Origin of the sequence: Candidatus Amoebophilus asiaticus 5a2, assembly GCF_000020565.1 — a bacterium.
In the GTDB taxonomy this organism is placed as follows: domain Bacteria; phylum Bacteroidota; class Bacteroidia; order Cytophagales; family Amoebophilaceae; genus Amoebophilus; species Amoebophilus asiaticus.
In genome coordinates, this window is the sequence record NC_010830.1 from 187,410 (window position 1) to 212,481 (window position 25,072).

A 25,072-nucleotide genomic window follows, 5' to 3' on the forward strand; every position below is an offset into this window, starting at 1 on the left:
TTATATATTATATGAATGTAAAAAAGAATAAAACTACCGGACTGGTTATTCGAAACAAACAAGCAAGCTTTGAATATACATTTATAGATAAATTCATCGCCGGGATTGTACTTACTGGTACAGAAATAAAATCTATTAGAAAAGCTAAAGTTAGTTTACAGGAAGCCTATTGTTATTTTAAAAGTGGAGAACTTTGGATTAAAAGTATGCATATTGCACAGTATGAGCAAGGCAATATATATAATCATGTAGAGAATAGAGAGAGAAAATTGCTTTTAACTAGAAAAGAGCTTAACAAGCTTATTAAAAATCAGGAAAAAGGGCTTACCATAATACCCATACAGCTCTTTATTGATGAAAACAATCGTGCTAAATTGCAAATTGCTTTAGCTAAAGGCAAAAAACTGTATGACAAAAGACAGCACATTAAAGAAAGAGATGTACAAAGAGATATGGAACGACATCAAACTGCAAAATTTTAATTAAGTAAAATCTTAATTAGTATTTATAATTCATTTATTTTTATCTACTAATAAAGTTTAGAATATGTGGCTTATAGGAATTCGTAGTGGCATCATTACACTATTAGCATTAATTGCTTATACATTACTAGTACAAGTTTTAAATTTAAAAAACTCCATACTAGGTCACCTAGAATATGCTGTATTTACATTAGGGATATACTCTGCACTCTTTTATTATAAGAATGCAAACAATGGTTCCATAACTTATATGCAAGGTTTGCAAGTAGGTATGATAGCTGTACTCTTTACTAGTGTGGTTATAAGCGTATTAACATATGTTATGCTATTTACATATGGAAACAATTTTGTTAATACTTTACTACTAGAATTTAAAAGATCCATTCAGCAAATTGACCTTACTAATAACTCCGTACAAAATAGCATAACATTGATAGAATCAGTGTTTAATTCAAAGTTGTTAGGAGTACTTATCTTCTTGTCTATCTCTTTCACAGGATTTATCTTTACACTATTTATTGCTCTGTTTGCAAAAAAGAATAATTCCTAATGGATATTTTTCAGTGATTAGTTTTACTTAAATTTGGTATTAATAACATATACTACAATTACCTAATTTTAGTATTTACCTATATATACGCTTTATGAAAATAAAAGGAGTAAAAAAAACTAATAAACAACTATTCAACACTTTATTAGGCTACTTTTTAAGAGGGCTCTTGTTAATTGTGCCATTTGTACTAACAGGCTATATCATTTCTATGGCACTAAACTGGATGGATGGCATTATTAAAATAAAAATTCCTGGATTAGGCATAACCATTGTTTTAGTAGCCATTACCTTATTTGGTTATTTAGGAAGTACTTTACTAGTAAGGTCATTATTTGACACCATTGAAAAGCTAGTTACCAAAGTACCACTGATCAGTACTATATACACTTCACTTAAAGATTTAATTGCTGCATTTGTAGGCAATAAAAAGAAGTTTGATAAACCTGTTTTAGTAACAATCGATATAGATAGAAGGATACAAAAAATAGGATTTATAACACAGCAAGAATTAGAAATACTCCACTTACCAGCAAGTGTGGCTGTTTATATTCCTGATTCTTATAGCTTCTCTGGAGGATTATGTATTGTACCTAAAGAACTTATTACACCTTTACCAGACATTTCTGGTACAGAAGTAATGAAATTTGTTATTTCCGGTGGTGTAACAGCCATACAAAATGTAAACGAGGAAGAACAAATTGTAAACTTTCCTGCTAAAGAGAGTATATAATCTTAAGAAGCCAATTTAAACCGATTATATCGAAAACCTATATATAAAATAGAAATTTTGGTAGAAAAGAAAGCACTATGCAGCAAGTGTAAATTAGAAACAATTAAATAAAGTAAGTTTCTAGAATATACTAAATCTTTCCTATAACAAAGCAACCAAATAGACTTAGTACGCGTCTATGGCCTACTCAAAATAAAACCGCTGTATTTAGCCTATAAAGGCACATGAGTACCCGGAAATAGCTAACTACCAAGTATAAAAATAACTATATATCAACTATAAAATATAGTATTTAAGCTTGGTTGGTAAATAAAATAGGTACTTTTATCTAAATCTGAGGATGTAGACCTATGAACACATGCGTAGACGTAAAAATTTTATACTTTTTTATGGCCAATCGTTATTAATGCTCTAGCAAGTCTACGATAGTCAGACCATTAATATATAGTTGACAGGTGGCTATGTACCGACCAACAATAATAAACATAATGCTACTTTACAGATTCTTTCTGTAATTTCAACAATGAAGTATTACTATATATAGCCTTAAAGGTTCACTGCCTCAACTAATCATTTAGTTTTAAGTAGCCCAAAATACTCTCTCATACTAACTAAGATGATACAAATAATTAAATTAGGGTTATATATTCCTACTTTAGTACACCTATATTACTAAACAAGAGGCATAGTTTTTTCTGATACAAACGATAGAGTTACTTTTTATAAACTTATAAAATAAATAAAGAAGCTAAGTTTTTTTTGATTTGACCCATAATCGAGTAAAAACAAGGCTTATACACCCACATATAAGTATAGTTAGCATATGCATAGCATGCATAACTCCAGCATATAATAAAGCATTGCTTTGAGAGATTCCATAAGCCATCAAACTACTACTTACCAAAATATGATAAGCCCCTATAGCTCCTTGGATAGGCACTGCAAAACTTAAACTACTCATGGTAAGTATAGATAAGCCAACCTTCCAGTTTAGATGTGAAGTTGTATGGATGGCAAATAACCCTACGTAATCACTTAAATAATACAGACCCCACTTAAGGATAGTAGTATATACTATAAGCATTTTCTCTTGTGATGCTAGAATACTATAAAATCCTCTTTTAATATTAATTATAAAAGATTTAGTGCTGGACAATTTCTTATTTAAATGGTTATGGTCCCAAGTACAGTAGATAAACAAGATGGCCCAAGCTAATACAACTATTATAAATGCTAGCACCCAACCTAATTTTTTATAGTTGATAGAAGGGAAAGTTATAGATTGTAGTGTAAATGTTATTTCTGAAAAGCTAATAATAAAATTGCATGCCGTTATAATTAAGAATCCAATAAAGTCTATGATACGTTCCAATACTACAGTTCCTAGTAAGATTCCCATAGGAATATCTATAGTAGTACGTCGCAGTACACTACAGCGTATTATTTCACCTAAACGTGGTACAAACAGATTACTTAAATAACCTGTCATCAATGCAGAAAAAGTCCGCATAAGACCTATATTGTATCCAAGCGGCTGCAATAAAAGCTTCCAACGATACGCCCGCATAAGGTGGCTAAACAAACCAAGTGAAATTGATAATACTATCCATCGCCATTCTAGTTCCTGTACCTGTAAACATAAATCTTCGAATGACATGTTTCGATAAGTGTAGCGTAGCAGGATGCTGGCTACAAATAGAGAAAATATATAAGGAATAATTTTTCTGATTATTTTCAAAATAGCTTTTATATAAGCTATAAAAATAGCTAGGGTTAGAGTTAATCTGGGCAATTTGTATAAATTTATACAAATTGAATGAGTTTATGCTATTCTAGTACATCAATTAGTAAAAGCAAGCAATTTTTCTTAATATTTCTTATTAATCATACCCACATTTAGGTTAAAATAACTTTTTAATATTTTGAGCTTAGTTGAGCAAGCCAGCACATTGAGCATGTAATATATATTTTGTATATTTGTGTTCGATAGATAATATAGCCCTTGGTTGCCTACAACTGACAGGCTGTTCATAGTATAATTCAGAATCCTTCCATTCATGTCTAGTTTACGCATACTTTATGTAGCTAGTGAAATAGCGCCCTTTCTTAGTACTTCTAACGTAGGAATATTTGTTGGGAAGCTAGCACCGGCTATGCAAGAAAAAAATGTTGATATACGTATTTTGGTTCCCAGGTTTGGTGTAATTAATGAGAGAAAGAATAAACTCCATGAGGTAGTTCGATTATCGGGAATTAGCATTAAGATAGGTAACGAAACTCAAAACTTATCTGTTAAAGTAACTGCTATACCTGGAACAAGAATCCAAGTATATTTTATTGATAACGAACTATATTTCCATAGAAAGTTTGTATTTAATGATAAAGAGGGCAACTTCTTTGAGGATAATAGTGAACGTCTTATTTTCATATGTAAAGGCGCTTTAGAGACTGTAAAAAATTTAAACTGGGTACCTGATGTAGTTCATTGCCACGACTGGATTACTAGTTTAATACCTTTATATTTGAAAACCAGCTTAAAACAAGATCCAACATTTCAACGTACCAAAGTATTGCTTAACCTGTATAATACTAATTTCCCAGGACAATTTAATGGATCTTTTGCTGACAAAGCAAAAATGAATGGTATGCAAGAGCAAGAAATCAATCAATTAGCTTCTGTAGGATTTGCTGAGCTTATGCAAATAGGTGCACAGTATGCCGATATGGTCATTCAGTCTGAATTGATTAATAATACTTCCTTGTCCGCTTTATGTGCTGAAAGAAATATCCCCTGCATTACTAATAATGAAGAAGGCATACAAGAATATCTTAAGCTTTATAAACAACTAACTGAATTAATAACACAATAGATAAGGTACACGTTCAGGGATCTACACCACCTTATAATTACTAAAAAATACCTATTTCATTTAACAACCAACCGATAAAGGGCACCTTATAGTTGGTATATATACAATTTTATGGTTGGTAGCTAATATATTCTAGGAACACAAGTACCATTTCCTGGCTAAAAATAGTGACTTTATTTTGGGTAGAATCCTGAACAGATAAGATAATATTATATTTCTCTGTTATTAATAAGGACATACTAAAAGCGACAATACAGCTAAGTTGTAACTCTTTTACTTATACATATCATCTCTATTAGGTATGCAAACAATATAAATATGTTAGTTGCCAAGTTTTTCTATTATCAGCTGTGCTCTATCTATTACTCTAGTTACTCTATCGTAGCTAGATATACTGGTAGTCAGTTCTTTTTGGATACTTAAGCGCGATGTTTTATATAGAATAGGATTTGCCTGAGTAGTAAGCTTTCCGTCTTTTTCTATCATATAGAACTTTTCTTGGTTAATATTCAAACTTGCTTGATAAACATGACCTATACTTGCCATGTTTAATTCAATAAATTTCACATCTCTCATTTCTATGGGTGGCTGTAAAGTAAAATCTTCTATACCAACTGAACTAAATAAAAATTTCTTAAACTTATAAGTATAAACTTTATCCCATTCTATAAATACAAGCTCATCTCCATTTAAGGCATAGTCATACACATTCTCTGAAATTAGTAAGCTTTGCAGTTCTCCTATTTGATAATCATATAATTGATTTTGTAAAGAGTATACTATATGATTTCCATACCAACAGATAGGTCCTGTAACTGCATCGCTACATTGCTCAAAACAAGGAAGTTTATGAATAATTTCATGCTTTTCAAAATCAGCTAGGTTGATAACTTGTAAAAACATCTCGCCTCCTTGTGCATCCTTTAATAAGAGTGCTGCATGGGTTTTAGCTTGATTTAACGAGAATTCTAAGAATTCTAATTCCTCACCAAATATGAACAAGTCCTTAGTAACTTCTTTTTGCTCTATATTATAGCATACAACTTTTCCTTGCGTGGGCCTAGCAATTGTAGAGTTATCGACAAATAAACTAATGGGATCCTCAATAGTTACATCAGTTGCAATTGTAATAACTTTATTAGTTTCCACATCCATGACAGAAAGGTTACCTTCGCTTGCTTCATCTTCCATGCAATCATGAGGCGTCCTATATAGTATCCACCTCTCATTAGGGCTTACATCATCTAAGTAACCGCATACCTTAGCCACCCTTGTGCTATTAGCAGAAGTAAAGGATAAGATAAATATTATAGTAATATTGATTAATTTTCTCATTAACGGTTTATTGAAAAATGTATATGATTTTTATGATTTTCACGAAGCCTACTGGTCGTATAAGGTTTCTTGTTTTTATGCCTTAAGTAAGGACCAAAATTTTCCCTTACTATCGATACTTCTTCCAAAGCACTTTGTAAAGCTATCACTAATGGATTGTTAGCTCCTAAGCTAGCTACGCTGCTACTGTTAATTCTAGAAATATCAATAGCTCTTGCCCCATTTTCTTTGCGATGGTTACTGTTTGCATATTGCTTACCATCATGTCCATTAGTAGTAGCAGAAATATGTATGCTTTCTATTTTAACGGTTTCATTAGCTTTATTAAGCGCTTGAATCAAGCTAGGTATTAACCGTTGGTCAACTAGTCTATCAGCAGAGATGATTAAATTCTCTGGTTTCTTGAGAGAACTTCCAAAAGTAACAGTGACAGTAGATCCTGAAGATAAGCGAATTAAATGCGGTATATGCATGCTAGTAGGCAAGTCATATTCTTCTAAATACAAACTATTAGAAGAAGGCACTTCGCCACTTTGCTCAACCAACATAGGATAGTTATTTATGTTATTGTCTACGAATGCTTGAAGGTAAGAAGGCTGAAGCGATAGACTAGGTAGTACTGAAAGCTGGACTTCTTCTTGATCCTGAATCTGAGAAAAATATTCAATGTTTGTTTGTAAACCCTCTATAGAGTCCCTAGTTAACTCTTTAATGCTAACGTTTATTTCTAAAGCATCATAGAGTTTATTTAAATCAAAACGAGCCACTTTACTTTTTGGTACTGATTTCACTCTGTTTAATTCTGTCAATAGCGAAGATATTTTTTGTAAGCTGACTTGTAAATCTACTGTATAGTTTTCATAAAAATTAGATGAGCGATAATCAAAGTTTTTATTTAATAATTGCATTTGATTACTTATGTGTGCAAGCAATTTATTGTAAACAAGTGAATAGTTTTCTAGTCTTACTTGTCTATGTAAAAATTTATAAATGATTTGCTCTAACTTAGTTTTAACTTTCGCCGGATCAGGATCAATAGTAACAACAGTTAAATTTATCTTTATTCCCGCCAATATGTTTCCTATTTCTGCGAGCATATCTTTCCAAATTCGTAATGTATCAGAATTAAAATTGCTAGGATCTATAAGAGAATAAGCAATAGTTAAATTATTTATATTTTTTCCTATATCTATTTTAATACCATAATCCTGAGACTTCAATTTACCTATATATACATAGTTAGGTGTATTGGTATTTGAATCGATAGTAGGGTATATATGAGTATATTCCTTTTGTCGATCTGGTGCACTATTAAGTAATTTCTCTATACTAAAACCAAATTCTCCATATACAGGTAATATCTGGTATCTATACCCTATAGCTAGGGATTGCTTTATATAAGCTAGCCATCTCCCCTGTTGATACATAAACGCAACTTGATGATCTCCATAAGCTATAGAGTTAAAAGGATTTGTTACTATATACTTATCAGTTATTGAAGAGGAAGTAATAGTAGGTAACTGAGCAGAACGGATAGATTTTTTATTCGCTTGTTTACGATTAGCAGTGAAGTTAGCAGAACTAGACAAACCAATCTTGTTTTGATGTAAGGAGACAGCATTCTGGCTAGTTGTTGTAGCTTTAGAGTTATCTGCTAAAAGCTGGAAACTACGCAAATAATTAGTAGAAGGCTCCTTAAGAGCTAGTTGTCGGCTGTTGTGCTGTAAAATAACTTCTTCCTTTACAATAGGCTGTACTTTATTTAAATTACTCAATTTAACAGTTGCAATATCATATACTCGTCTATTATGTAAGCCTTCTTGGTAGGTTCTATTAGTCCGTAAACTATATGCTTCATGAGTATGAGACAATACGGTAAGCCGTACTACTTTTTTTGATTTTAATGAGCTTAGATTTGGACTAAGATAATTATATTCTAAAGAATGAAACTTTCCATCCATATTAATCTTATCAACGACATAATGGTTACGTGAAAGTTTATAAATATTTGCGTGTGTTCGTTTTTCTATTGTTGTAAACCCAATAGCTGAAATCTTAAAGCTCGCACACACAAATAATACAAGAGTTAGTAATAGAATAACAACAGCAAATTGCTTGCTAGGAATGTCCATGGTTAGGGTTACTGACAATCATTGGAATTTTAGAAAATGACTTAGAAAGCAGGCATCTTTAATAATAATTTAACCATATTTCTGAAGAATTTCAATATTAACTCTTTGTATTTTGCTAAGTAAAATTTAATCTTTAAAAGATTTCAGTTAATTTTTTCATTTCCAAATATAAGAGCATATACCTATCCACCCCTAAACGCCTATAAAAATAAAATTCCTCCAATTTATTAAGGGTTAGCCTAAAAACTGGAGGAATTTATTTTCGTTTAAAATATTATTCTTATATAGCTTATTCTTCTTGTTTATTAGTTTGTTCAGGAGATTGTGTATCTAAAGCTTCTTGCTCATCTGCTCCTTCTACCTGAGTATTTTCAACTGGTTTAGCTTGAGTAGCCATATCTTGAGTGTTAGGCTGTGTTTTTTCAGAACTCACAGTCGTAGTAGCACCTAATTTTCCTTTTCCCCTTCGAGTTCTAGCCTTGGTTTGTTTTGGCTCTGCTGCCTTTTGCAAGTATGTATTATAGTCTACTAACTCCATCATACACATTTCTGCATTATCCCCTAGGCGATTTCCTAGCCTAATAATACGTGTATAACCTCCCGGTCTATCCCCTATCTTAGGAGCAACCTCATTAAAAAGTAGTTTAACGGGCTCTTTATCTTGAAAATAGGAGAACACTACTCTTCTTGCATGCGTAGAATCTTGTTTAGCCTTTGTAATAATAGGCTCTACAAACTTCCTAAGTGCTTTAGCTTTGGCTACGGTAGTAATAATACGTTTATGTAAAATAAGGGACTTAGCCTGGTTAGATAATAGAGCCTTGCGGTGGGACGCAGGCCTACTCAGATGATTAAATTTTTTACCGTGTCTCATATTGGTTCAAATAAATTGTCTAAAAAGATAGATGCACTAACATTTAGTTAGCACTTACAAAAACAGATATCCTTATTGGTCATTTAGATTATAAGCTGATAGATCCATACCAAAAGTTAAATCTTTACTAGCTACTAAGTCTTGTAACTCTTTAAGAGACTTTTTACCAAAATTTCTAAATTGGGCCATATCAGACACCTTCAATTGCACTAAATCTCCTAAAGTTTTTATGTCAGCTGCTTTAAGACAGTTAAAGGCTCTAACAGATAGTCCCATTTCGCTAAGAGGAGTTTTAAGTAATTTACGCATTTGTAGCGTAGACTCATCCAAGACATCTATCTCATCAGCATCCTTAGTCTCTACCATCTTGTTTCTATCAATGAGTAGAGCAAAATGCTTGATCATAATGTCAGCAGCACGCTCAATAGCAGTTTGAGGGTGAATAGTACCATCAGTTTCTACAGAGAATACTAGAGATTCATAATCTGTTTTTTGACCAACACGAGTGTTCTCAACATGGTATTTAACATTTTTTACAGGAGTAAAAATAGAATCGATTGGAATAACACCTTTTACCTGTGCATCAATTTTATTTTCTTCTGCAGGTACGTAGCCACGTCCTTTTTCAACAGTAACTTCTATTTCGAATCTGGCTGACTCATCTATATGGCAAATAACTAATTCTGGGTTAGTTATTTCAAACGCAGCAGTTGCCTGTGCAAAATCTCCTGCTGTCAGAATTTTTTTATTGTTGATTGAAATAAATATTTTATTTTCTGTAGTATCTCCAATTTTTTTAAACCTAATCTGCTTAAGGTTTAAAATAATTTCTACTAAATCTTCTGTTACCCCCTCTATAGTAGAAAACTCGTGATATATGCCCGGTATTCTGATAGAGGTGATAGCATATCCTTCTAGTGAGGATAGTATCACTCTTCTCAAAGCATTACCAATGGTTACGCCATAACCTCTTTCAAGTGGCTTAAAAGTAAATATACCATGAAACTCGTCTGCTTGTTTTACAGAGATTTTACCAGGTATTTGAAAGGCTATTGATGACATTGTGTTCCAGTTTATTTATAATTCTATGATAAAGCGACAAAAAATTTAGAAATTATTTAGAGTATAGCTCAACAATACTTTGCTCATTAATTTTTTCAGGGATTTCTTCTCTATGTGGCAGTGACATGACTTTACCAATCATCTGTTTACTATCCCATTCTAACCAGTTATTTTTATTATGTGAATGGCTAGAAATACGCTCGGTAATAGCGTTTGATGACTTTGTTTTCTCGGTTAAGCCAATTATATCACCCACTTTTAATGCATAAGAAGGAATATTAACTATTTTACCATTTACAGTAATATGCTTATGCGACACTAACTGTCTAGCGGATCTCCGAGTAGGTGTTATACCTAAGCGATATACGACATTATCAAGCCTTGTTTCTAAGTATTGTAGCAACAGTTCGCCTGTAACTCCTTTCTTCTTAGCTGCTTTATAGAAAAGGTTAGCAAATTGCTTTTCTAGTAATCCATATATATACTTGGCTTTTCCTTTTTCCATTAGCTGGATGGCATATTCAGACTTCTTTTTACGAATTTTACCATGTTGACCTGGAGGGTAATTCTTTTTCTGAAGTGCCTTGCTAGGCCCAAATATGGGCTCATTAAATCTTCTAGAAATTTTAGCTTTAGGACCTATATATCTTGCCATATTTATAATTATTTAATTAAGATTACGGACGTCTACGTTTAGGAGGTCTACATCCATTATGTGGAATAGGAGTTACATCCTTAATAGTACTAATTTCTATACCAGCATCTTGGATAGTTCTAATAGCAGATTCTCTGCCTACACCCGCTCCCTTCACATAAACTTCAACCTTTCTAAGGCCCAACTCATGCGCTACTTTTGCACAATCTCCAGCAGATACTTGGGCTGCATATGGGGTATTTTTTTTAGAACCCTTAAATCCCATTTTACCAGCGGAAGACCAAGATATAACTTGCCCAATCTCATTGGTCATAGAAATAATAATATTGTTATACGTGGCTTTAATATGCGCTTGGCCTAACTTGCCAACGCTGACAACTCGCTTCTTGGTTTTTTCTTTTTGGGATTTTGCCATAATTCTTTATGAATAGTTCTATCAATTTTTTAAAAAAGAAACTGTTTATTTCTTCGCAGCTTTCTTCTTATTAGCTACTGTTTTTCGTTTTCCTTTTCGGGTTCTAGCATTATTCTTAGTACTTTGTCCTCTTACAGGAAGACCTAATACATGCCTTCTACCCCTATAACATCCTATATCTACTAACCTTTTTATATTTAAGCGTATCTCAGACTTTAATTCTCCTTCTACTTTATAATTCTCATTAATAACAGTACGGATTGTTTGAGACTCTTCATCGGTCCAACTGGAAACACGTTTATCTTTATTGACGCCTGCTGCTGCTAAAATCTGATTAGCTGAGCTACGACCAATACCAAAAATATAAGTAAGTGCTATTTCTCCTCGTTTGTTATCTGGAATATCTACACCTAATATTCTAGCCATATTTATCCTTGTCTTTGTTTAAATCTTGGATTTTTTTTATTAATAACATAAAGTACTCCTTTCCTACGTACTATCTGGCATCCGCTACTACGTTTTTTAATAGATGATCTTATCTTCATATTTCACTAATATTTTATGGTTGATTTACCTTATATCTTTGGACAATACGTCCTTTTGTAAGATCATAAGGAGTCAACTCTAGTTTCACTTGATCTCCAGGTAATATATTGATATAAAATTTCCGCATCCTACCAGAGATATGTGCTCTAACAAGATGTCCATTTGCTAAACGTACTTTAAATTCAGCATTAGGGAGAGCTACTTCTACTGTGCCATCTTGTTCTATTGGAGGTGTTTTAGCCATATTAAATTCTAAAAACTTCTTCTATATATTGGTAACTTGTTAATATTTCGGCTTGCTGCTCACCTACTGCTATTGTATGCTCAAAATGTGCAGAAAGCTTTTTATCTATTGTAGTAATTGTCCAACCATCTTTTTCTTGCTTAACTGCAGATCTTCCTACATTCACCATAGGCTCTATAGCAAGGACCATTCCTTTCTTTAATCGTACACCAGACCCTAGCTTACCATAATTAGGTACTTGTGGATCTTCATGAAGATTTTTACCAATACCATGCCCTGCTAAATTTCTTACTACTGTAAAATTATGCTTAGAAACATAATCTTCTACTGTTCCACCAATATCTCCTATTCTGTTCCCTACAATTGCCTGATTAATTCCCAAATATAATGCTTCTTTTGTAACCTTAATAAGTTCTTTAGCTTCTTTCGTTATTTCCCCGACAGGAAATGTAAAAGCTGAATCACTATGAAATCCTTTATAAAACACTCCACCGTCCACAGAAACAATATCGCCTTCTTTTAGCTCATAGTCTCCTGGTATGCCATGTACAACGGCTTCGTTGACTGAAACACATAATGTAGCAGGAAATTGATCATATCCTTTAAAAGAAGGAATAGCGCCATGATCATATATGTATGTCTCAGCTAGTTTATCCAAAGTTTTTGTTGCTACACCTGGCTTAATAGCTTTTGCAACTACACCAAAAGCTTGTGCTAAGATAAGACCACTTTGTTTAATTATAGCTATTTCTTCATCATTTTTTAAAAATATCATATCACCTGACTATGCTATATCTGCGATCTTCCTTGTATCCTACCAGAGTCCATCATGTGATCATAGTGATGCATTAACAAATAACTTTCTATTTGCTGCAAGCTATCTAATACCACGCCGACCATAATAAGTAAGGAAGTGCCTCCAAAAAAGCGGCTAAATCCTTTGCTTAAACCTGCCATATAAGCCAATCCCGGTAAAATAGCAATTATTGCTAAAAATAAGGAGCCTGGCAATGTTATTTTGCTTAAAATATCATCTATAAAAGAGGCTGTAGGTTTGCCAGGCTTAATACCTGGAATAAAACTACTACCTCTTTTCATATCATCAGCTATTTGCATGGGATTAATACTGATAGCTGTATAGAAATAGGTAAATGCTATAATAAGTATGGAAAATACAAGGTTATACTGCCAAGTAGTAAAGTCACCAAAAATCCTTGATACCATAGCCATTTTCTCACTTTTATTAGCAAAAAAATTAGACACCAGTGCTGGTAGAAACATAAGAACCTGTGCAAAGATAATAGGCATAACTCCAGAGCTATTGAGCTTAAGTGGTATGTATTGCCTTTGGCCACTATAAATTCCACCACTTGTTGCCATCTGTTTGGCATATTGAAGAGGAATTCTGCGTGTTGCTTGTGTGAACATTACTACACTAACAACGATTAAGAAAAGAGCAAAGATTTCAAATATGAATATTAACAATCCTCTGGATCCTCTTAAAACAAACTCTTCAAAAAAAGCTCCTGGCAAAGAAGATACAATTCCAATCATAATTAGCATTGAAACTCCATTACCTATTCCTTTGTCAGTAATTCTGTCTCCTATCCACATACAAGCCATGGTACCTGCTGGAAGAATAAATAAAGATAAAATATAAAAAAGTGGCTTGCTAATCATAATTGAGTCAGTAGAAACAGTAGCAGCCAAATAACTAGCCGACTGTATCATGGCAATTACAATAGTAAGTGCTTTAGTAATATTGCTAAGTGTTTTTCTGCCTGCTTGGCCCTCCCTTTGTATTTTTTGGAAATAAGGAACCGCTACGGTTAAGAGTTGAACAGCTATGGATGCTGAAATATAAGGCACTACACCTAATCCAAAAATGGAGACATTGCTAAAAGCCCCTCCTAGAAATATATCTAATAGGCCTAGTATTCCTTTAGCTTTTCCAGCTATCCTAGTAGCATCAATGCCTGGTAAAACAATAAAAGCGCCCAATCTAAAAACCAATAGTAAGCCTATGGTAGTAAGTATTCGGCTCCTCAGTTCAGGAATAAAAAATATTCTCTTAAATGTAGCAAGAAATTTACGCATATATATTCAGGATGTTCGCTTTCCCACCCAATTTTTCTATGGCTGCTGATGCTGATGCTGAAAATGCATGAGCTGTTACTTCTAATTTTGTTTTCAACAGACCATTGCCAAGAATTTTGCATTTATCACGTTTACTAACGAGACCATGTTGGTGTAAAACTTCAGGATTAATAACTGTAAGCTGAGCTTTTTCAGCTAGCTGCTGTATAGTATCTAGGTTAATAGGCTTATAGCTGACTCTATTAGGATTCTTAAAACCATACATAGGCAACCTGCGTTGCAAAGGAAGCTGGCCTCCTTCGAAACCTGGCTTACTTTTATAACCAGAGCGTGACTTTGCTCCTTTGTGTCCTCTAGTAGAAGTACCACCTTTACCAGAACCTTGCCCCCTACCATACCTTGTATTTTGCTTAACAGAATTTTTTGCGGGCTTAAGTGTATTTAGTTCCATAACTATGCTATATTTTCTGTAGTAACTAAGTGATGCACTTGTCGTACCATTCCTTGAATTTGTGGTGTAAATTCTAGTTCTACACTCTTATTGATCCTACCAAGTTTTAAAGCTTTAATAGTTAGCTTTTGCCTCATAGGACATTTAATAGTGCTTCTTACTTGGGTAATTCTAACTTTTGCCATGTTTATCCATTAAATAATTTATCCAAGCTAATTCCTCTTTGTGCTGCCACAGTAATAGGATCTCTCATTTGAGATAAAGCTTGAAAAGTTGCCTTTACAGTATTATGAGGATTAGAAGATCCCTTTAATTTAGAAAGTACATTATTGATACCTGCGCATTCTAATACAACACGTGCACCTCCACCTGCAATAATACCTGTACCCGGAGCTGCTGGCTTAATTAGCACTTCACCTCCACCAAATCTACCTATAGCCCGGTGTGGTACCGTACCTTTTTGTATAGGAACCTTAATAAGATTTTTCTTTGCATTTTCTATTCCTTTTGCAATAGCATTGGTAACTTCTTGTGCTTTTCCAAGTCCATGTCCTACTATACCTTTCCCATCTCCTACCACTACTACAGCTGAAAAGCTAAAATTCCTACCTCCCTCAACAACCTTTGTCACACGGTTAATGGCAACAACTTTCTCTGTTAGATTAAGTTCGCTTGGTTTAATTATTTTCTTTAGTTGCATCATATATGCTAAAATTTAAGTCCTTGGGCTCTAGCTCCTTCTGCCAATGCTTTCACACGACCATGATATATATATCCAGAACGATCAAAAACAACTTCTTCTATACCTTTTCCAATAGCTTGCTTCGCTATCTCCTCCCCGACCATTCTAGCCATATCTATGGGTTTGCCTGCTTGTACTCCTATAGATTTCGAAGAACTGGCAACTAACGTATAGCCCTGTTCGTCATTAATGAGTTGGGCATATGTAGCTTTATTACTTTTATAAACTGAAAGTCTAGGTCTCTCAGCAGTACCTTGAATACGCTTTCTAATACGCATTCTGATTTTTAATCTTCTTTTAGCTTTTAAGTTATTCATCGGCATTTTTTACTAGCTATGTTAAAACTATTTAGAAGCGGTTTTACCTGCTTTACGTCTAATCTGTTCTCCTAAGTAGCGTATTCCCTTACCTTTATAAGGCTCTACTTTTCTTAATGTTTTAATTTTAGCAGCCACCTGCCCAAGCAGTTGTTTATCTATTCCTTCCAAATGGACTAAAGGATTCTTACCTTTTGTGGTCTCAGCCTGTACTTTAATTTCTGGTGGAATAACAAAATAAATCTTATGTGAATAGCCAAGGTCAAGGTCAAGTGCATTGCCCTGTACACTAGCTTTATAACCTACTCCCACTAACTCTAAGCTTTTTGTAAACCCTGTGCTTACACCAATAATCATATTATTGATAAGCACTCTATATAGACCATGTAAAGCCTTATGACGCTTTTGGTTAGTTCTTCTATGTAGTGTAACTGTATCATTTTCTATAGTAACACTTATAGCAGGGTCTATATATTGAGACAATTCTCCCTTAGGTCCTTTTACGTAAACTATATCCTCTTCAGGACCTCTTAACGTAACGCCTTGGGGTAATTTAATGGGTAATTTTCCTATTCTTGACATAGCTTGATGATCTAAATACTAATAGATATAACAGAGCACTTCACCTCCGAGCTTCATTTGCCTAGCTTCTTTATCACTCATAATTCCTTTGGAAGTAGATAAAATAGCAATACCGAGTCCATTTAAGACACTTGGCAACTCACTAGCCTTAACATACTTTCTAAGGCCAGGTTTACTTACACGTTCTAATTTGTTGATAGGAGAAGTTTTCGTACCTGGATTATATTTTAAGCCAATTTTTATAGAGCCTTGTTTGTTAGGCTGATCATCAAATTTGTATTGCTTAATATATCCTTTCTCATGCAATAACTCAGTCATTGCCTTCTTAAGGTTTGAAGCAGGTATTTCTACTATCCTATGCCTAGCGCGAATAGCATTTCTGATCCTGGTTAGATAATCAGCTATAGGGTCTGTAATCATACAATCGTTTCTTGTTATAAATTAGTTATTTGTTCTATGATTTGTTCTATGATAGCTTATAATATGCTATGCTACAAAATTAAAATATTAAGCTAGTAGAGACATTTTACCAGCTAGCTTTTATAACGCCAGGTATTTTGCCTTGTGCAGCCCATTCTCTAAAGACAATTCTAGATATGCCAAATTTACGCATATATCCTCTGGCTCTACCTGTAATTTTGCATCGATTTCTTACTCTTACAGGAGAAGCATTTTTAGGAAGCTTATCTAGCGCTAGGTAGTCGCCAGCTTCTTTGAGTTTAGCTCTTTTAGCGGCATATCGCTCCACCAGGGCTTGGCGTTTTAAATTACGTGCTTTAACTGATTCCTTAGCCATTATTCTATATTTTTTAACTTTTAAAAGGCATACCTAATGCCTTCAGCAATGTGTGTGCTTCTTTATCGCTCTCTGTATTAGTCACAAAGGTAATACTCATCCCTGTTAATTTAGTTATTTTATCGATACTAATTTCAGGAAAAATAATTTGCTCTTTAATTCCTAAGGTGTAATTGCCTCTTCCATCAAAGCTTTTATCATTAACGCCTCTAAAGTCACGTACACGTGGCAATGCAATTGTTATAAGACGATCTAAAAACTCATACATTTTTCTACCACGCAGCGTAACTGTAGCACCGATAGGCATACCTTCTCTTAATTTAAAGTTAGATATAGCTTTTCTAGCTACTGTAGGTACTGCTTTTTGTCCTGCAATAGTTGTTAATTCGTCTACTGCTATCTCAATCAATTTTTTATCTTGGACAGCAGCTCCTACGCCTTGGTTAAGGCATATTTTTTCTATACGTGGTACCTGCATAACTGATGTATAGTTCATCTCATTTTTAAGTGCAGGAACTACTTCTTGAAAGTATTTGTGTTGTAGTCTTGGGCTAGCCATTTTTTATAAATTCGCCTGTTTTTTTAGAATATCTTTGTAACTTACCTTCTTCATCTAATTTTCTTCCTATGCGTGTAGGTCTACTTGTAGCAGATTCTATTAGCATAAGATTACTGATATGTATAGGAGCTTCTACTTTCTCTATAGTACCTTGTGGATTTTTAGCAGTAGGTTTTTTATGTTTGGAAACAATATGCACTCCTTCTACAATAGCCCTATAAGTTTTAGGGAAAACTTTCAGAACTGTTCCTTGTTTCTTCCGGTAGTTACCTGATAGAACCTGAACAGTGTCTCCCTTTTTTATATGCAATTTTAATGTTTTATGATGTTTATTATACATAATCTACAATACTTCTGGAGCCAAGGATACTACTTTCATAAATTCTTTTTCACGCAGTTCGCGTGCTACTGGGCCAGAAATACGTGTACCTCTTAATTCATCATTGTTTTGTAATAAAACAGCTGCATTATCATCAAATCTAATGTATGAACCATCTTTACGACGTACCTCTTTTTTTGTCCTTACAACCACTGCTTTAGATACAGCACCTTTTTTTATGTTGCCAGCAGGACTAGCTGATTTTACGCTTACAACAATTCGATCGCCTACAGAGGCATAACGTTTCTTCGTACCACCTAGTACGCGGATACATTGCACTTGTTTGGCGCCGCTATTATCTGCAACGTTAAGTCTTGTTTCTTGTTGTATCATACTTATTTCGCTTTTTCAAGAATCTCTATCAAACGCCAACGCTTCTTCTTACTCAACGGCCTAGTTTCCATAATTTTTACACGATCTCCTTCATTACAGGCGTTTTCTGCATCATGTGCCATGAATTTTTTAGATCTTCTAACAAACTTACCGTAAAGCGGGTGTTTTAGCTTACGCTCTACTAAGACCGTAATAGTTTTATCACCTTTATTACTAATTACCTTTCCTATTCTTTCTTTTCTATGGTTCCTTAGCATGGCCATTTTGATTTAATTTAACTTCCTTTAACGTTTAGAGCAGTTTCTAGTCTAGCTATCAAACGTCTTGTATTTTTAATTTTAGTAGGGTTTTCAATAGGAGAAATAGTGTGAGCAAATTTAAGTTTTCTTAAATTCTCTTGCTCAATTTTTATTTTCTCTTTCAGCTCTTCTATTGCTAAGGAGCTAATCTCTGCATATTTCATTTTTTAAGCATTAATGTAATCTTTGTGAACTACAAATTTGGCTTTAATAGGAAGTTTATGTATAGCTAAACGGGTAGCTTCACGTGCTAAATTAATATCTACTCCCTCTATTTCAAATAAGATTTTTCCAGGTTTTACAACAGCTGCCCAGTATTCTGGTGATCCTTTTCCCTTTCCCATACGAACCTCAGCAGGTTTCTTAGTAATGGGTTTATCTGGGAAAACTCTAATCCAAACCTGGCCTTGCCTTTTCATAGCACGGGTCATGGCTATACGGGCTGCTTCTATTTGTCTAGCTGTAAGCCAAATAGCTTCTAGTGCTTTTATCCCAAACGTACCAAATGCCAATGAGCTTCCTCTATGGGCTAAGCCTTTAACTCGACCTTTTTGTACTTTTCTATATTTTGTTCTTTTAGGCTGCAACATAGCGGCATGTATTATCTATTACGTTTTGAAAAGTTTCCGTAAAATTAGTTATAATTCATTAATTTTTAGCTCTTCCTCTAAAACTATTCTTCTGAGAAGGTTTATTAGGTTCTGAACTAGTTGCAGTAGTAGCATTAGAAGATAGGTCAGGACGTTGGTATACTTCACCTTTAAATATCCAAACTTTTATACCTATTTTCCCATACACAGTTTGAGCTTCTGATATTGCAAAGTCAATATCAGCACGTAAGGTGTGTAGAGGTATTCTTCCTTCTTTAAATTGTTCACTTCTTGCTATCTCAGCACCTGCCAACCTACCAGATACTTGGATCTTAATACCCTGCGCTCCTACCCGCATAGTTGCAGAAAGTGCTTGCTTTACAACACGCTTGTAAGAAATCCTTGCTTGAATTTGCTGTGCCATAGAGCTACCTACTAGCTTAGCATCAAGTTCTGGCCTTTTTATCTCTAAAATATTTACATGGACCTCTTTCTCAGTTAATTTTCTTAACTCTTCTTTAATACGCTCTACTTCTGCACCTCCCTTACCAATGATAATACCTGGTTTAGAACTATGTACAGTTATAGTGATACGTTTAAGTGTACGCTCTATAACGATTTTAGAAAGGTTAGCTTTGGCCATTCTAGCGCCCAAATACTTCCTTATTTTATGATCTTCTATGAGCTTATCAGCATAGCCCTTTTTAGATGAGAACCAATTTGATTCCCATCCCTTAATATAGCCAATTCGAAGGCTATTTGGATTAACTTTTTGTCCCATCAGTTATCTTTACTTTTTTATTAGACCGATTATCTGCTGTAGCCTCTTCATTTTTTACAGGCTTTTCATAAGCTACCAAGTTATCAACTACTAGGGTAACATGGTTGAATCTTTTCCTAATTCGATGTGCCCTACCTTGTGGAGCTGGCTGTAGTCTTTTAAGCATGCCAGCACTGTCTACTTGTATAGTTTTTATGTATAGCTCAGCATCTTCTAGCTGTATATCTTGGTTTTTATGTTGCCAGCTAGCGACAGCAGCAAGCAGCAATTTTTCTAGATAGATAGCACATTTCTTAGGCTCGTTTCTTAAGATTGCAAATGCCTTGTCAGCTTTAACGCCTCTAATCAGATCAGCTACAAGCCTCATTTTGCGTGGTGTTATAGGCGATTTTCTTAATTTAGCTACTGCCTCCATGGTTATTTCTTATTTTTATTTTTCTTGGTATGACCTTTAAAGGTTCTGGTAGGAGAAAATTCTCCTAGCTTATGCCCTACCATATTTTCTGTAACAAATACAGGTATAAATTTATTTCCGTTGTGTACAGCTAATGTATGCCCTACAAACTCGGGAGTAATGGTCGAACTTCTAGACCAAGTTTTTATAGTATTTTTACTACCTGATTCATTGATCGCATCTATCTTTTTCAGTAGATGATGCGCTATATAAGGTCCTTTTTTTATAGATCTAGCCATTATCTTTTCTTCCTACTAAGAATATAATTTTTAGAATATTTATTTGTATTTCTAGTTTTCTTACCCTTCGCATACAACCCTGTTCTAGATCTCGGATGGCCTCCGGAAGCTTTACCTTCACCACCGCCCATTGGATGGTCTACAGGGTTCATAGCTACACCTCTTACTCTAGGCCTTCTACCTAACCAACGATTTCTTCCTGCCTTACCTAAAACTATATTATTATGTTCACTATTAGATACAGTACCTACAGTGGCCATACATTCACCAAGCACCATACGCATTTCTCCAGAAGGCAACTTAAGCGTAACATATCTTTCTTCTTTAGCCAATAACTGTGCATAAGTACCTGCACTTCTAGCCATAGCAGCACCTCTTCCAGGATGTAGTTCTATGTTGTGCACAATAGTACCAGTGGGCATAGTTCTAAGAGGCATAGCATTACCTACCTCAGGAGCTATATTGTTTCCAGACAATACTCGATCTCCTACCTTTAAACCCTCTGGTGCTATGATATAAGATTTTGCACCATCTACATAGTAAAGTAAGGCTATATACGCAGTACGCATAGGATCATATTGTATAGAGTTTACCACAGCAGGTATATCATACTTTCTCCTTTTAAAATCTATGATTCTCATGCGTTTTTTATGACCTCCGCCTTTGTAACGTATGGTCATTTTACCCGTATTATTTCTTCCACCTGTGCTTTTAATAGGCAGCAGAAGCGACTTTTCAGGTTTAGTTTTGGTAAGCACAGAGAAGTCTGGTGCTATTCTAAACCTTTGGCCGGGGGTAAGGGGTCTAATTTTTTTTACTGCCATATGTATTTACTTCCATTATAATAGGTTGAGACTACTAAATATTTTCATAGAAATCAATAATACTACCACTTTTTAAGGTAACAAGTGCTTTTTTATAAGAAGCTCGCTTTCCTTTATTAACTCCGGATTTAGTATATTTCACTTTTTTCTTACCTGCATAACGCATGGTATTAACTTGTAACACAGTAACACCATACAATTTTTCCACCTCTTTCTTTATCTCAACTTTATTGGCTCTATTATCTACAATAAAACCATAAACACCCTTATCATTGAAGCTGGTTACTTTTTCTGTTACTAAAGGCTTTTGTAGGATACTCATGCGTTGTTAAAATTTTCGGTTAGTTTCGACAAAGCCGTCTCACTGATTAAGATCTTTTTGGAGTAGAGTAAATCATAGGTATTAATTTGCTCTACAAGTGCAACGGACGTATTAGGTAAGTTTCGGCTAGCTAGTACTAGATTCTTATCTACAGCAGGCAAAATCAATAAGGTCTTTTGATCTGCCATATTTAAATTTTGTAGCATTTCCAAGTACATCTTAGTTTTAGGCATTTCAAAAGAAAAGTCTTCCAAAACTGAGATATTACCTTGCTGAGCTTTATAGGTAAGAGCAGATTTTCTAGCTAATTTTTTAAGCTTTTTATTAAGCTTAAATCCATAATCCCTAGGTTTGGGACCAAATACACGCCCCCCTCCTCTAAATATAGGAGACTTAATACTACCTGCACGTGCTGTTCCAGTACCTTTTTGTTTTTTTATCTTTTTGGTAGAACCTGCTATTTCACCTCTTTCTTTAGACTTATGAGTACCTTGCCTTTTATTAGCTAAGATATTTTTAACATCTAAATAAATAGCATGATCATTAGGGGTAATTCCAAAGATGGTGTCAGAAAGTACGACCTTTCTACCTGTGTCTTTTCCCGTATATTGTAATACAGACAATTCCATAATCTATTTTTCTAAAATGATGTAACCATTCTTTGCGCCTGGCACAGAACCACTTATTACCAAAATATTTTTTTCTGGCACGAGCTTCATTATACGAAGATTTGTTATTTTAACTCGCTGACCTCCTGTTCTACCTGCCATACGCATTCCTTTAAAAACACGAGAAGGAGTAGAACAAGCCCCAATAGCTCCAGGAGCCCTTTCCCTATTGTGCTGTCCATGCGACTTACCTCCAACCCCGCTAAATCCATGCCTTTTTACCACACCCTGAAATCCCTTTCCTTTACTAAGCCCTATTGCATCTACATATTCACCTTCTACAAAAATATCATGCAACTGGATTGTTTGTCCTAGCTGGATTTCCTTTCCTAACTCCTTACCAAACTCTTTGAATTCCACTAGCTTCCTTTTAGGTGTAGTTTGAGCTTTTTGAAAATGGCCCATAAGTGGCTTGACGGTATTTTTTTCTTTTTTATCGTCGTAACCTAACTGAACAGCTGTATAGCCATCTTTTTCAATATTTTTAATTTGGGTAACTACACAAGGTCCTCCCGTTATGACAGTACAAGGAACACTACGTCCTGCCTCATCATAAAGTGTTGTCATGCCAAGTTTTTTACCAATGATTCCAAGCATCGTTTTTGAGTAAAAATAAGAGTTTTATTGTTCTGGATACTTAAGAAGCATCCACCCATGTCAATCATATATATATTGACTAGGGAGAGTGCAAATTTAACAAATGTTAGCTATCCTACAAATAGATTAGCTACTATTATATTATTTTTTTAGTAGTCGGCTGATATTGTTTGGCCAACTTACCAAAAGTATCTCGAAGTGCATAATTAAGAAAACTTTTACATACTACCAAGCTATTTGCCAATTTTATTACTTTTTCACTTGCTAGAAAATAACATTAAGTATCATTTCATCTTCAAAATTTACCCTTGTTGTCTTAATTTATTTGTTAAGCTTAAATAGAAAGACAAACTTCTTATTCAAACAGGATAACTGCTCATTGAATAACTGATGCTTAAATTACATACCGTAAATCTTGAGTTAAATTGCCACCATACTTACGTGAGAAAAAAATCGTTACTTATTAATAATTGAATATTACCCTATTAAATCTAGTAAGTTTTATTTTTTGACAAATTTTTCTAACTTGGCTTCATACAAAATCTTAAGATTTATAAATATGAAATTTTTCTTAATAACTACTAAACGGATAAACTTAACCACTTTTATAGCCAACTTTGCAACTTCTAAATACATGCAAACATTTTTAGGAAGTTGGTTGATAGCATTAGGAGCACAAATTTCCATACCATTTCATCCTGTACCGCTGACATTGCAGACATTTACTATTGCCTTAATAAGCTTACTAGTGCCTTTCCAAGTAGCCGTAGGTTCCGTTGTATTTTATATAACCTATGCGGCCTTGGGTATGCCTGTATTAGAAGGAGGCGCTTCAGGTATAGGAAAATTATTAGGACCTACTGCAGGTTACATAGTTGGCTTTTTATTGATGAGTGCAATTATCAATCTATTGACAAAATATTATCCAACTAATAGCAGTTTGAAGAGATGCTTATTTATCCTAGCAGGCGGTTCAGTTTTATTCATATCAGGCATGGTACATTTATCTTATATATTCGGGTGGAATATAGCTATCAAAACTGGCTTATTACCTTTTATACTGTCTGAAGTTGTCAAGTATACGTTGGCAGCTCAGTTATCTCTATTTATACAGAGCAAAAACAATCTTTAAGGACATATAAGCTAAGGTTGCTTTTTAGTAAAACACTATAGAAGCAGAAGCAAATAAATTTAATCAATATGCGTGCTTATATATTTCCGGGGCAGGGTTCACAATTTATTGGTATGGGACAAGACCTCTATACCAACCATGCAAAGGCAAAAGCATTATTTGAAGAAGCAAATCAAATATTAGGCTTCTCTATAACAGATATTATATTTGAGGGTACAGAAGAAGCATTGCAAAGAACAGATATAGCACAACCGGCTATTTTTATCCACAGTACAATCTTGGCAGCAACTACACCAGGCTTCCAACCTGATATGGTAGCGGGCCACTCTTTAGGTGAATTTTCTGCCTTAGTAGCTAGTCAGGTAATAAGTTTTGAGGATGGATTAAAGCTGGTAATAGCTAGGGCATCTGCTATGCAAAAGGCATGCGAGCAGCATCCAGGCACTATGGCAGCTATCTTAGGACTTCCTGATGAGCTAGTTGCTAAAATCTGTGAATCGATCGACGAGGTAGTGGCACCTGCCAACTACAATTCCCCTGGACAATTAGTGATTTCTGGAACATTGCGTGGAGTAGCCTTGGCTTGTGAAGCTTTACAAAATGCGGGAGCAAAAAAAATAGTACCTCTTAAAGTGGGTGGTGCTTTTCATTCGCCTTTAATGGAACCTGCAGAAGAAGAGTTAGCATTAGCAATTGCTAAAGTACCTTTTAAAAAAGGCATTTGTCCTATTTATCAAAATGTAACGGCACTTTCTACTTTAGAACCTGAAAAAATCAAGGAGAAACTACTTCAACAATTAACCTGTCCTATATTATGGACACAAACTATACAGCATATGATTAGTGACGGAGTTACTGATTTTATAGAATGTGGACCAGGCAAAGTTTTACAAGGACTTGTAAAAAAAATAAGTACTACTAATGATGTGCAGATAGGCAGTATTGCATAATTCACCCTAAAAATTACTGCAAATAGTTATTGCAAGTAGCTCAATACATTGCTAGAATGTAC

Annotated in this window: 38 protein-coding genes; 6 read left to right on the plus strand and 32 right to left on the minus strand. The window is 34.4% G+C overall.

Features of this window, described 5'->3' with window-relative positions; translation table 11 throughout:
• Positions 1 to 11 precede the first annotated feature (11 nt).
• The 3 genes from smpB (at position 12) to AASI_RS00795 (ending at position 1,765) form a co-directional block, all read left to right on the plus strand.
• A complete protein-coding gene (gene smpB / locus AASI_RS00785; protein ID WP_012472373.1) occupies positions 12 to 482 on the plus strand; it encodes an SsrA-binding protein SmpB in 471 nt (156 codons plus the stop codon).
• Between the two features lie 64 nt (positions 483 to 546).
• A complete protein-coding gene (locus AASI_RS00790; protein WP_012472374.1) occupies positions 547 to 1,032 on the plus strand; it encodes a DUF4199 domain-containing protein in 486 nt (161 codons plus the stop codon).
• 94 nt (positions 1,033 to 1,126) lie between these two features.
• Positions 1,127 to 1,765 carry a DUF502 domain-containing protein gene (locus AASI_RS00795; protein WP_012472375.1) on the plus strand — a complete coding sequence of 213 codons (639 nt, stop codon included), beginning with the start codon at positions 1,127 to 1,129 and terminating at the stop codon, positions 1,763 to 1,765.
• Between the two features lie 748 nt (positions 1,766 to 2,513).
• Here the strand turns inward: AASI_RS00795 and AASI_RS00800 are convergent.
• Positions 2,514 to 3,503 carry a lysylphosphatidylglycerol synthase transmembrane domain-containing protein gene (locus AASI_RS00800; protein WP_187146277.1) on the minus strand — a complete coding sequence of 330 codons (990 nt, stop codon included), beginning with the start codon at positions 3,501 to 3,503 and terminating at the stop codon, positions 2,514 to 2,516.
• Positions 3,504 to 3,822: 319 nt separating this feature from the next.
• On the opposite strand from AASI_RS00800, the gene AASI_RS00805 reads away from it, so the two are divergent.
• A complete protein-coding gene (locus AASI_RS00805) occupies positions 3,823 to 4,635 on the plus strand; it encodes a glycogen/starch synthase (protein WP_012472377.1) in 813 nt (270 codons plus the stop codon).
• 321 nt (positions 4,636 to 4,956) lie between these two features.
• Here the strand turns inward: AASI_RS00805 and AASI_RS00810 are convergent, their stop codons facing one another.
• The 31 genes from AASI_RS00810 to rplC all read right to left on the minus strand — a co-directional run bounded on the left by AASI_RS00810 (position 4,957) and on the right by rplC (position 22,928).
• Complete coding sequence (locus tag AASI_RS00810; protein WP_012472378.1) at positions 4,957 to 5,970, minus strand: hypothetical protein; 1,014 nt, start codon at positions 5,968 to 5,970, stop codon at positions 4,957 to 4,959.
• Positions 5,970 to 8,120, minus strand: a complete 2,151-nt coding sequence (locus AASI_RS00815) for a hypothetical protein (RefSeq protein WP_148204908.1) — start codon at positions 8,118 to 8,120, stop codon at positions 5,970 to 5,972. The genes AASI_RS00810 and AASI_RS00815 overlap by 1 nt, the downstream gene beginning before the upstream one ends.
• Before the next feature lie 271 nt (positions 8,121 to 8,391).
• The gene (gene rplQ, locus AASI_RS00820; RefSeq protein ID WP_012472380.1) at positions 8,392 to 8,976 is read right to left on the minus strand and encodes a 50S ribosomal protein L17; all 585 of its coding nucleotides are present in this window, start codon (positions 8,974 to 8,976) and stop codon (positions 8,392 to 8,394) included.
• A gap of 72 nt (positions 8,977 to 9,048) precedes the next feature.
• Positions 9,049 to 10,038 (minus strand): DNA-directed RNA polymerase subunit alpha, encoded by a 990-nt coding sequence (locus AASI_RS00825; protein ID WP_012472381.1) that lies wholly within the window; start codon positions 10,036 to 10,038, stop codon positions 9,049 to 9,051.
• A gap of 52 nt (positions 10,039 to 10,090) precedes the next feature.
• The gene (gene rpsD, locus AASI_RS00830; protein WP_012472382.1) at positions 10,091 to 10,693 is read right to left on the minus strand and encodes a 30S ribosomal protein S4; all 603 of its coding nucleotides are present in this window, start codon (positions 10,691 to 10,693) and stop codon (positions 10,091 to 10,093) included.
• Between the two features lie 22 nt (positions 10,694 to 10,715).
• Positions 10,716 to 11,108, minus strand: a complete 393-nt coding sequence (rpsK, locus tag AASI_RS00835) for a 30S ribosomal protein S11 (RefSeq protein ID WP_012472383.1) — start codon at positions 11,106 to 11,108, stop codon at positions 10,716 to 10,718.
• 45 nt (positions 11,109 to 11,153) lie between these two features.
• Positions 11,154 to 11,534: a 30S ribosomal protein S13 gene (rpsM, locus tag AASI_RS00840; RefSeq protein ID WP_012472384.1), complete on the minus strand. Its 381-nt coding sequence runs from the start codon at positions 11,532 to 11,534 to the stop codon at positions 11,154 to 11,156.
• A 2-nt stretch (positions 11,535 to 11,536) separates the two neighbouring features.
• Positions 11,537 to 11,653 carry a type B 50S ribosomal protein L36 gene (gene ykgO / locus AASI_RS00845; RefSeq protein ID WP_044282708.1) on the minus strand — a complete coding sequence of 39 codons (117 nt, stop codon included), beginning with the start codon at positions 11,651 to 11,653 and terminating at the stop codon, positions 11,537 to 11,539.
• A 14-nt stretch (positions 11,654 to 11,667) separates the two neighbouring features.
• A complete protein-coding gene (gene infA / locus AASI_RS00850; RefSeq protein WP_012472385.1) occupies positions 11,668 to 11,898 on the minus strand; it encodes a translation initiation factor IF-1 in 231 nt (76 codons plus the stop codon).
• A 1-nt stretch (position 11,899) separates the two neighbouring features.
• The gene (map, locus tag AASI_RS00855) at positions 11,900 to 12,673 is read right to left on the minus strand and encodes a type I methionyl aminopeptidase (RefSeq protein ID WP_012472386.1); all 774 of its coding nucleotides are present in this window, start codon (positions 12,671 to 12,673) and stop codon (positions 11,900 to 11,902) included.
• 14 nt (positions 12,674 to 12,687) lie between these two features.
• Positions 12,688 to 13,995, minus strand: coding sequence for a preprotein translocase subunit SecY (gene secY, locus AASI_RS00860; protein WP_012472387.1), 1,308 nt, complete (start codon positions 13,993 to 13,995; stop codon positions 12,688 to 12,690).
• A complete protein-coding gene (gene rplO / locus AASI_RS00865) occupies positions 13,988 to 14,446 on the minus strand; it encodes a 50S ribosomal protein L15 (RefSeq protein ID WP_012472388.1) in 459 nt (152 codons plus the stop codon). The genes secY and rplO overlap by 8 nt, the downstream gene beginning before the upstream one ends.
• 2 nt (positions 14,447 to 14,448) lie before the next feature.
• Positions 14,449 to 14,631, minus strand: coding sequence for a 50S ribosomal protein L30 (gene rpmD / locus AASI_RS00870; protein WP_012472389.1), 183 nt, complete (start codon positions 14,629 to 14,631; stop codon positions 14,449 to 14,451).
• Positions 14,632 to 14,633: 2 nt separating this feature from the next.
• A complete protein-coding gene (gene rpsE / locus AASI_RS00875; protein WP_012472390.1) occupies positions 14,634 to 15,149 on the minus strand; it encodes a 30S ribosomal protein S5 in 516 nt (171 codons plus the stop codon).
• Positions 15,150 to 15,154: 5 nt separating this feature from the next.
• Entirely contained in the window at positions 15,155 to 15,505 is a 351-nt protein-coding gene (gene rplR, locus AASI_RS00880; protein WP_012472391.1) for a 50S ribosomal protein L18, read from the minus strand.
• Positions 15,506 to 15,532: 27 nt separating this feature from the next.
• Positions 15,533 to 16,087 (minus strand): 50S ribosomal protein L6, encoded by a 555-nt coding sequence (gene rplF, locus AASI_RS00885; RefSeq protein ID WP_012472392.1) that lies wholly within the window; start codon positions 16,085 to 16,087, stop codon positions 15,533 to 15,535.
• Positions 16,088 to 16,105: 18 nt separating this feature from the next.
• A complete protein-coding gene (rpsH, locus tag AASI_RS00890) occupies positions 16,106 to 16,507 on the minus strand; it encodes a 30S ribosomal protein S8 (RefSeq protein WP_012472393.1) in 402 nt (133 codons plus the stop codon).
• 106 nt (positions 16,508 to 16,613) lie between these two features.
• Positions 16,614 to 16,883, minus strand: coding sequence for a 30S ribosomal protein S14 (gene rpsN, locus AASI_RS00895; RefSeq protein ID WP_012472394.1), 270 nt, complete (start codon positions 16,881 to 16,883; stop codon positions 16,614 to 16,616).
• 13 nt (positions 16,884 to 16,896) lie between these two features.
• Positions 16,897 to 17,442, minus strand: coding sequence for a 50S ribosomal protein L5 (gene rplE / locus AASI_RS00900; RefSeq protein ID WP_012472395.1), 546 nt, complete (start codon positions 17,440 to 17,442; stop codon positions 16,897 to 16,899).
• Positions 17,435 to 17,782 carry a 50S ribosomal protein L24 gene (gene rplX, locus AASI_RS00905; protein WP_012472396.1) on the minus strand — a complete coding sequence of 116 codons (348 nt, stop codon included), beginning with the start codon at positions 17,780 to 17,782 and terminating at the stop codon, positions 17,435 to 17,437. The genes rplE and rplX overlap by 8 nt, the downstream gene beginning before the upstream one ends.
• 3 nt (positions 17,783 to 17,785) lie before the next feature.
• The gene (gene rplN, locus AASI_RS00910) at positions 17,786 to 18,154 is read right to left on the minus strand and encodes a 50S ribosomal protein L14 (RefSeq protein ID WP_012472397.1); all 369 of its coding nucleotides are present in this window, start codon (positions 18,152 to 18,154) and stop codon (positions 17,786 to 17,788) included.
• Positions 18,155 to 18,156: 2 nt separating this feature from the next.
• On the minus strand, positions 18,157 to 18,417 hold the full coding sequence (gene rpsQ / locus AASI_RS00915) for a 30S ribosomal protein S17 (protein ID WP_012472398.1): 261 nt from the start codon (positions 18,415 to 18,417) through the stop codon (positions 18,157 to 18,159).
• An 11-nt stretch (positions 18,418 to 18,428) separates the two neighbouring features.
• Positions 18,429 to 18,617 carry a 50S ribosomal protein L29 gene (gene rpmC / locus AASI_RS00920; protein WP_012472399.1) on the minus strand — a complete coding sequence of 63 codons (189 nt, stop codon included), beginning with the start codon at positions 18,615 to 18,617 and terminating at the stop codon, positions 18,429 to 18,431.
• Positions 18,618 to 18,620: 3 nt separating this feature from the next.
• Positions 18,621 to 19,043: a 50S ribosomal protein L16 gene (gene rplP, locus AASI_RS00925; RefSeq protein WP_012472400.1), complete on the minus strand. Its 423-nt coding sequence runs from the start codon at positions 19,041 to 19,043 to the stop codon at positions 18,621 to 18,623.
• A gap of 58 nt (positions 19,044 to 19,101) precedes the next feature.
• Positions 19,102 to 19,824: a 30S ribosomal protein S3 gene (rpsC, locus tag AASI_RS00930; RefSeq protein ID WP_012472401.1), complete on the minus strand. Its 723-nt coding sequence runs from the start codon at positions 19,822 to 19,824 to the stop codon at positions 19,102 to 19,104.
• Positions 19,808 to 20,239 carry a 50S ribosomal protein L22 gene (gene rplV / locus AASI_RS00935; protein WP_044282709.1) on the minus strand — a complete coding sequence of 144 codons (432 nt, stop codon included), beginning with the start codon at positions 20,237 to 20,239 and terminating at the stop codon, positions 19,808 to 19,810. Before rplV ends, rpsC begins: the two co-directional genes overlap by 17 nt.
• Positions 20,240 to 20,241: 2 nt before the next feature.
• Entirely contained in the window at positions 20,242 to 20,517 is a 276-nt protein-coding gene (gene rpsS, locus AASI_RS00940) for a 30S ribosomal protein S19 (RefSeq protein ID WP_012472403.1), read from the minus strand.
• Positions 20,517 to 21,341 carry a 50S ribosomal protein L2 gene (gene rplB / locus AASI_RS00945; protein ID WP_012472404.1) on the minus strand — a complete coding sequence of 275 codons (825 nt, stop codon included), beginning with the start codon at positions 21,339 to 21,341 and terminating at the stop codon, positions 20,517 to 20,519. Before rplB ends, rpsS begins: the two co-directional genes overlap by 1 nt.
• A gap of 34 nt (positions 21,342 to 21,375) precedes the next feature.
• Positions 21,376 to 21,663 (minus strand): 50S ribosomal protein L23, encoded by a 288-nt coding sequence (rplW, locus tag AASI_RS00950; RefSeq protein WP_012472405.1) that lies wholly within the window; start codon positions 21,661 to 21,663, stop codon positions 21,376 to 21,378.
• Positions 21,660 to 22,292 (minus strand): 50S ribosomal protein L4, encoded by a 633-nt coding sequence (gene rplD / locus AASI_RS00955; RefSeq protein ID WP_012472406.1) that lies wholly within the window; start codon positions 22,290 to 22,292, stop codon positions 21,660 to 21,662. Before rplD ends, rplW begins: the two co-directional genes overlap by 4 nt.
• A gap of 3 nt (positions 22,293 to 22,295) precedes the next feature.
• On the minus strand, positions 22,296 to 22,928 hold the full coding sequence (rplC, locus tag AASI_RS00960; RefSeq protein ID WP_012472407.1) for a 50S ribosomal protein L3: 633 nt from the start codon (positions 22,926 to 22,928) through the stop codon (positions 22,296 to 22,298).
• 559 nt (positions 22,929 to 23,487) lie between these two features.
• Between rplC and AASI_RS00965 the strand changes: the two genes are divergently transcribed.
• A complete protein-coding gene (locus AASI_RS00965) occupies positions 23,488 to 24,060 on the plus strand; it encodes a biotin transporter BioY (protein WP_083758790.1) in 573 nt (190 codons plus the stop codon).
• Between the two features lie 68 nt (positions 24,061 to 24,128).
• Positions 24,129 to 25,010 carry an ACP S-malonyltransferase gene (fabD, locus tag AASI_RS00970; RefSeq protein ID WP_012472409.1) on the plus strand — a complete coding sequence of 294 codons (882 nt, stop codon included), beginning with the start codon at positions 24,129 to 24,131 and terminating at the stop codon, positions 25,008 to 25,010.
• The last annotated feature ends 62 nt before the right edge of the window (positions 25,011 to 25,072 follow it).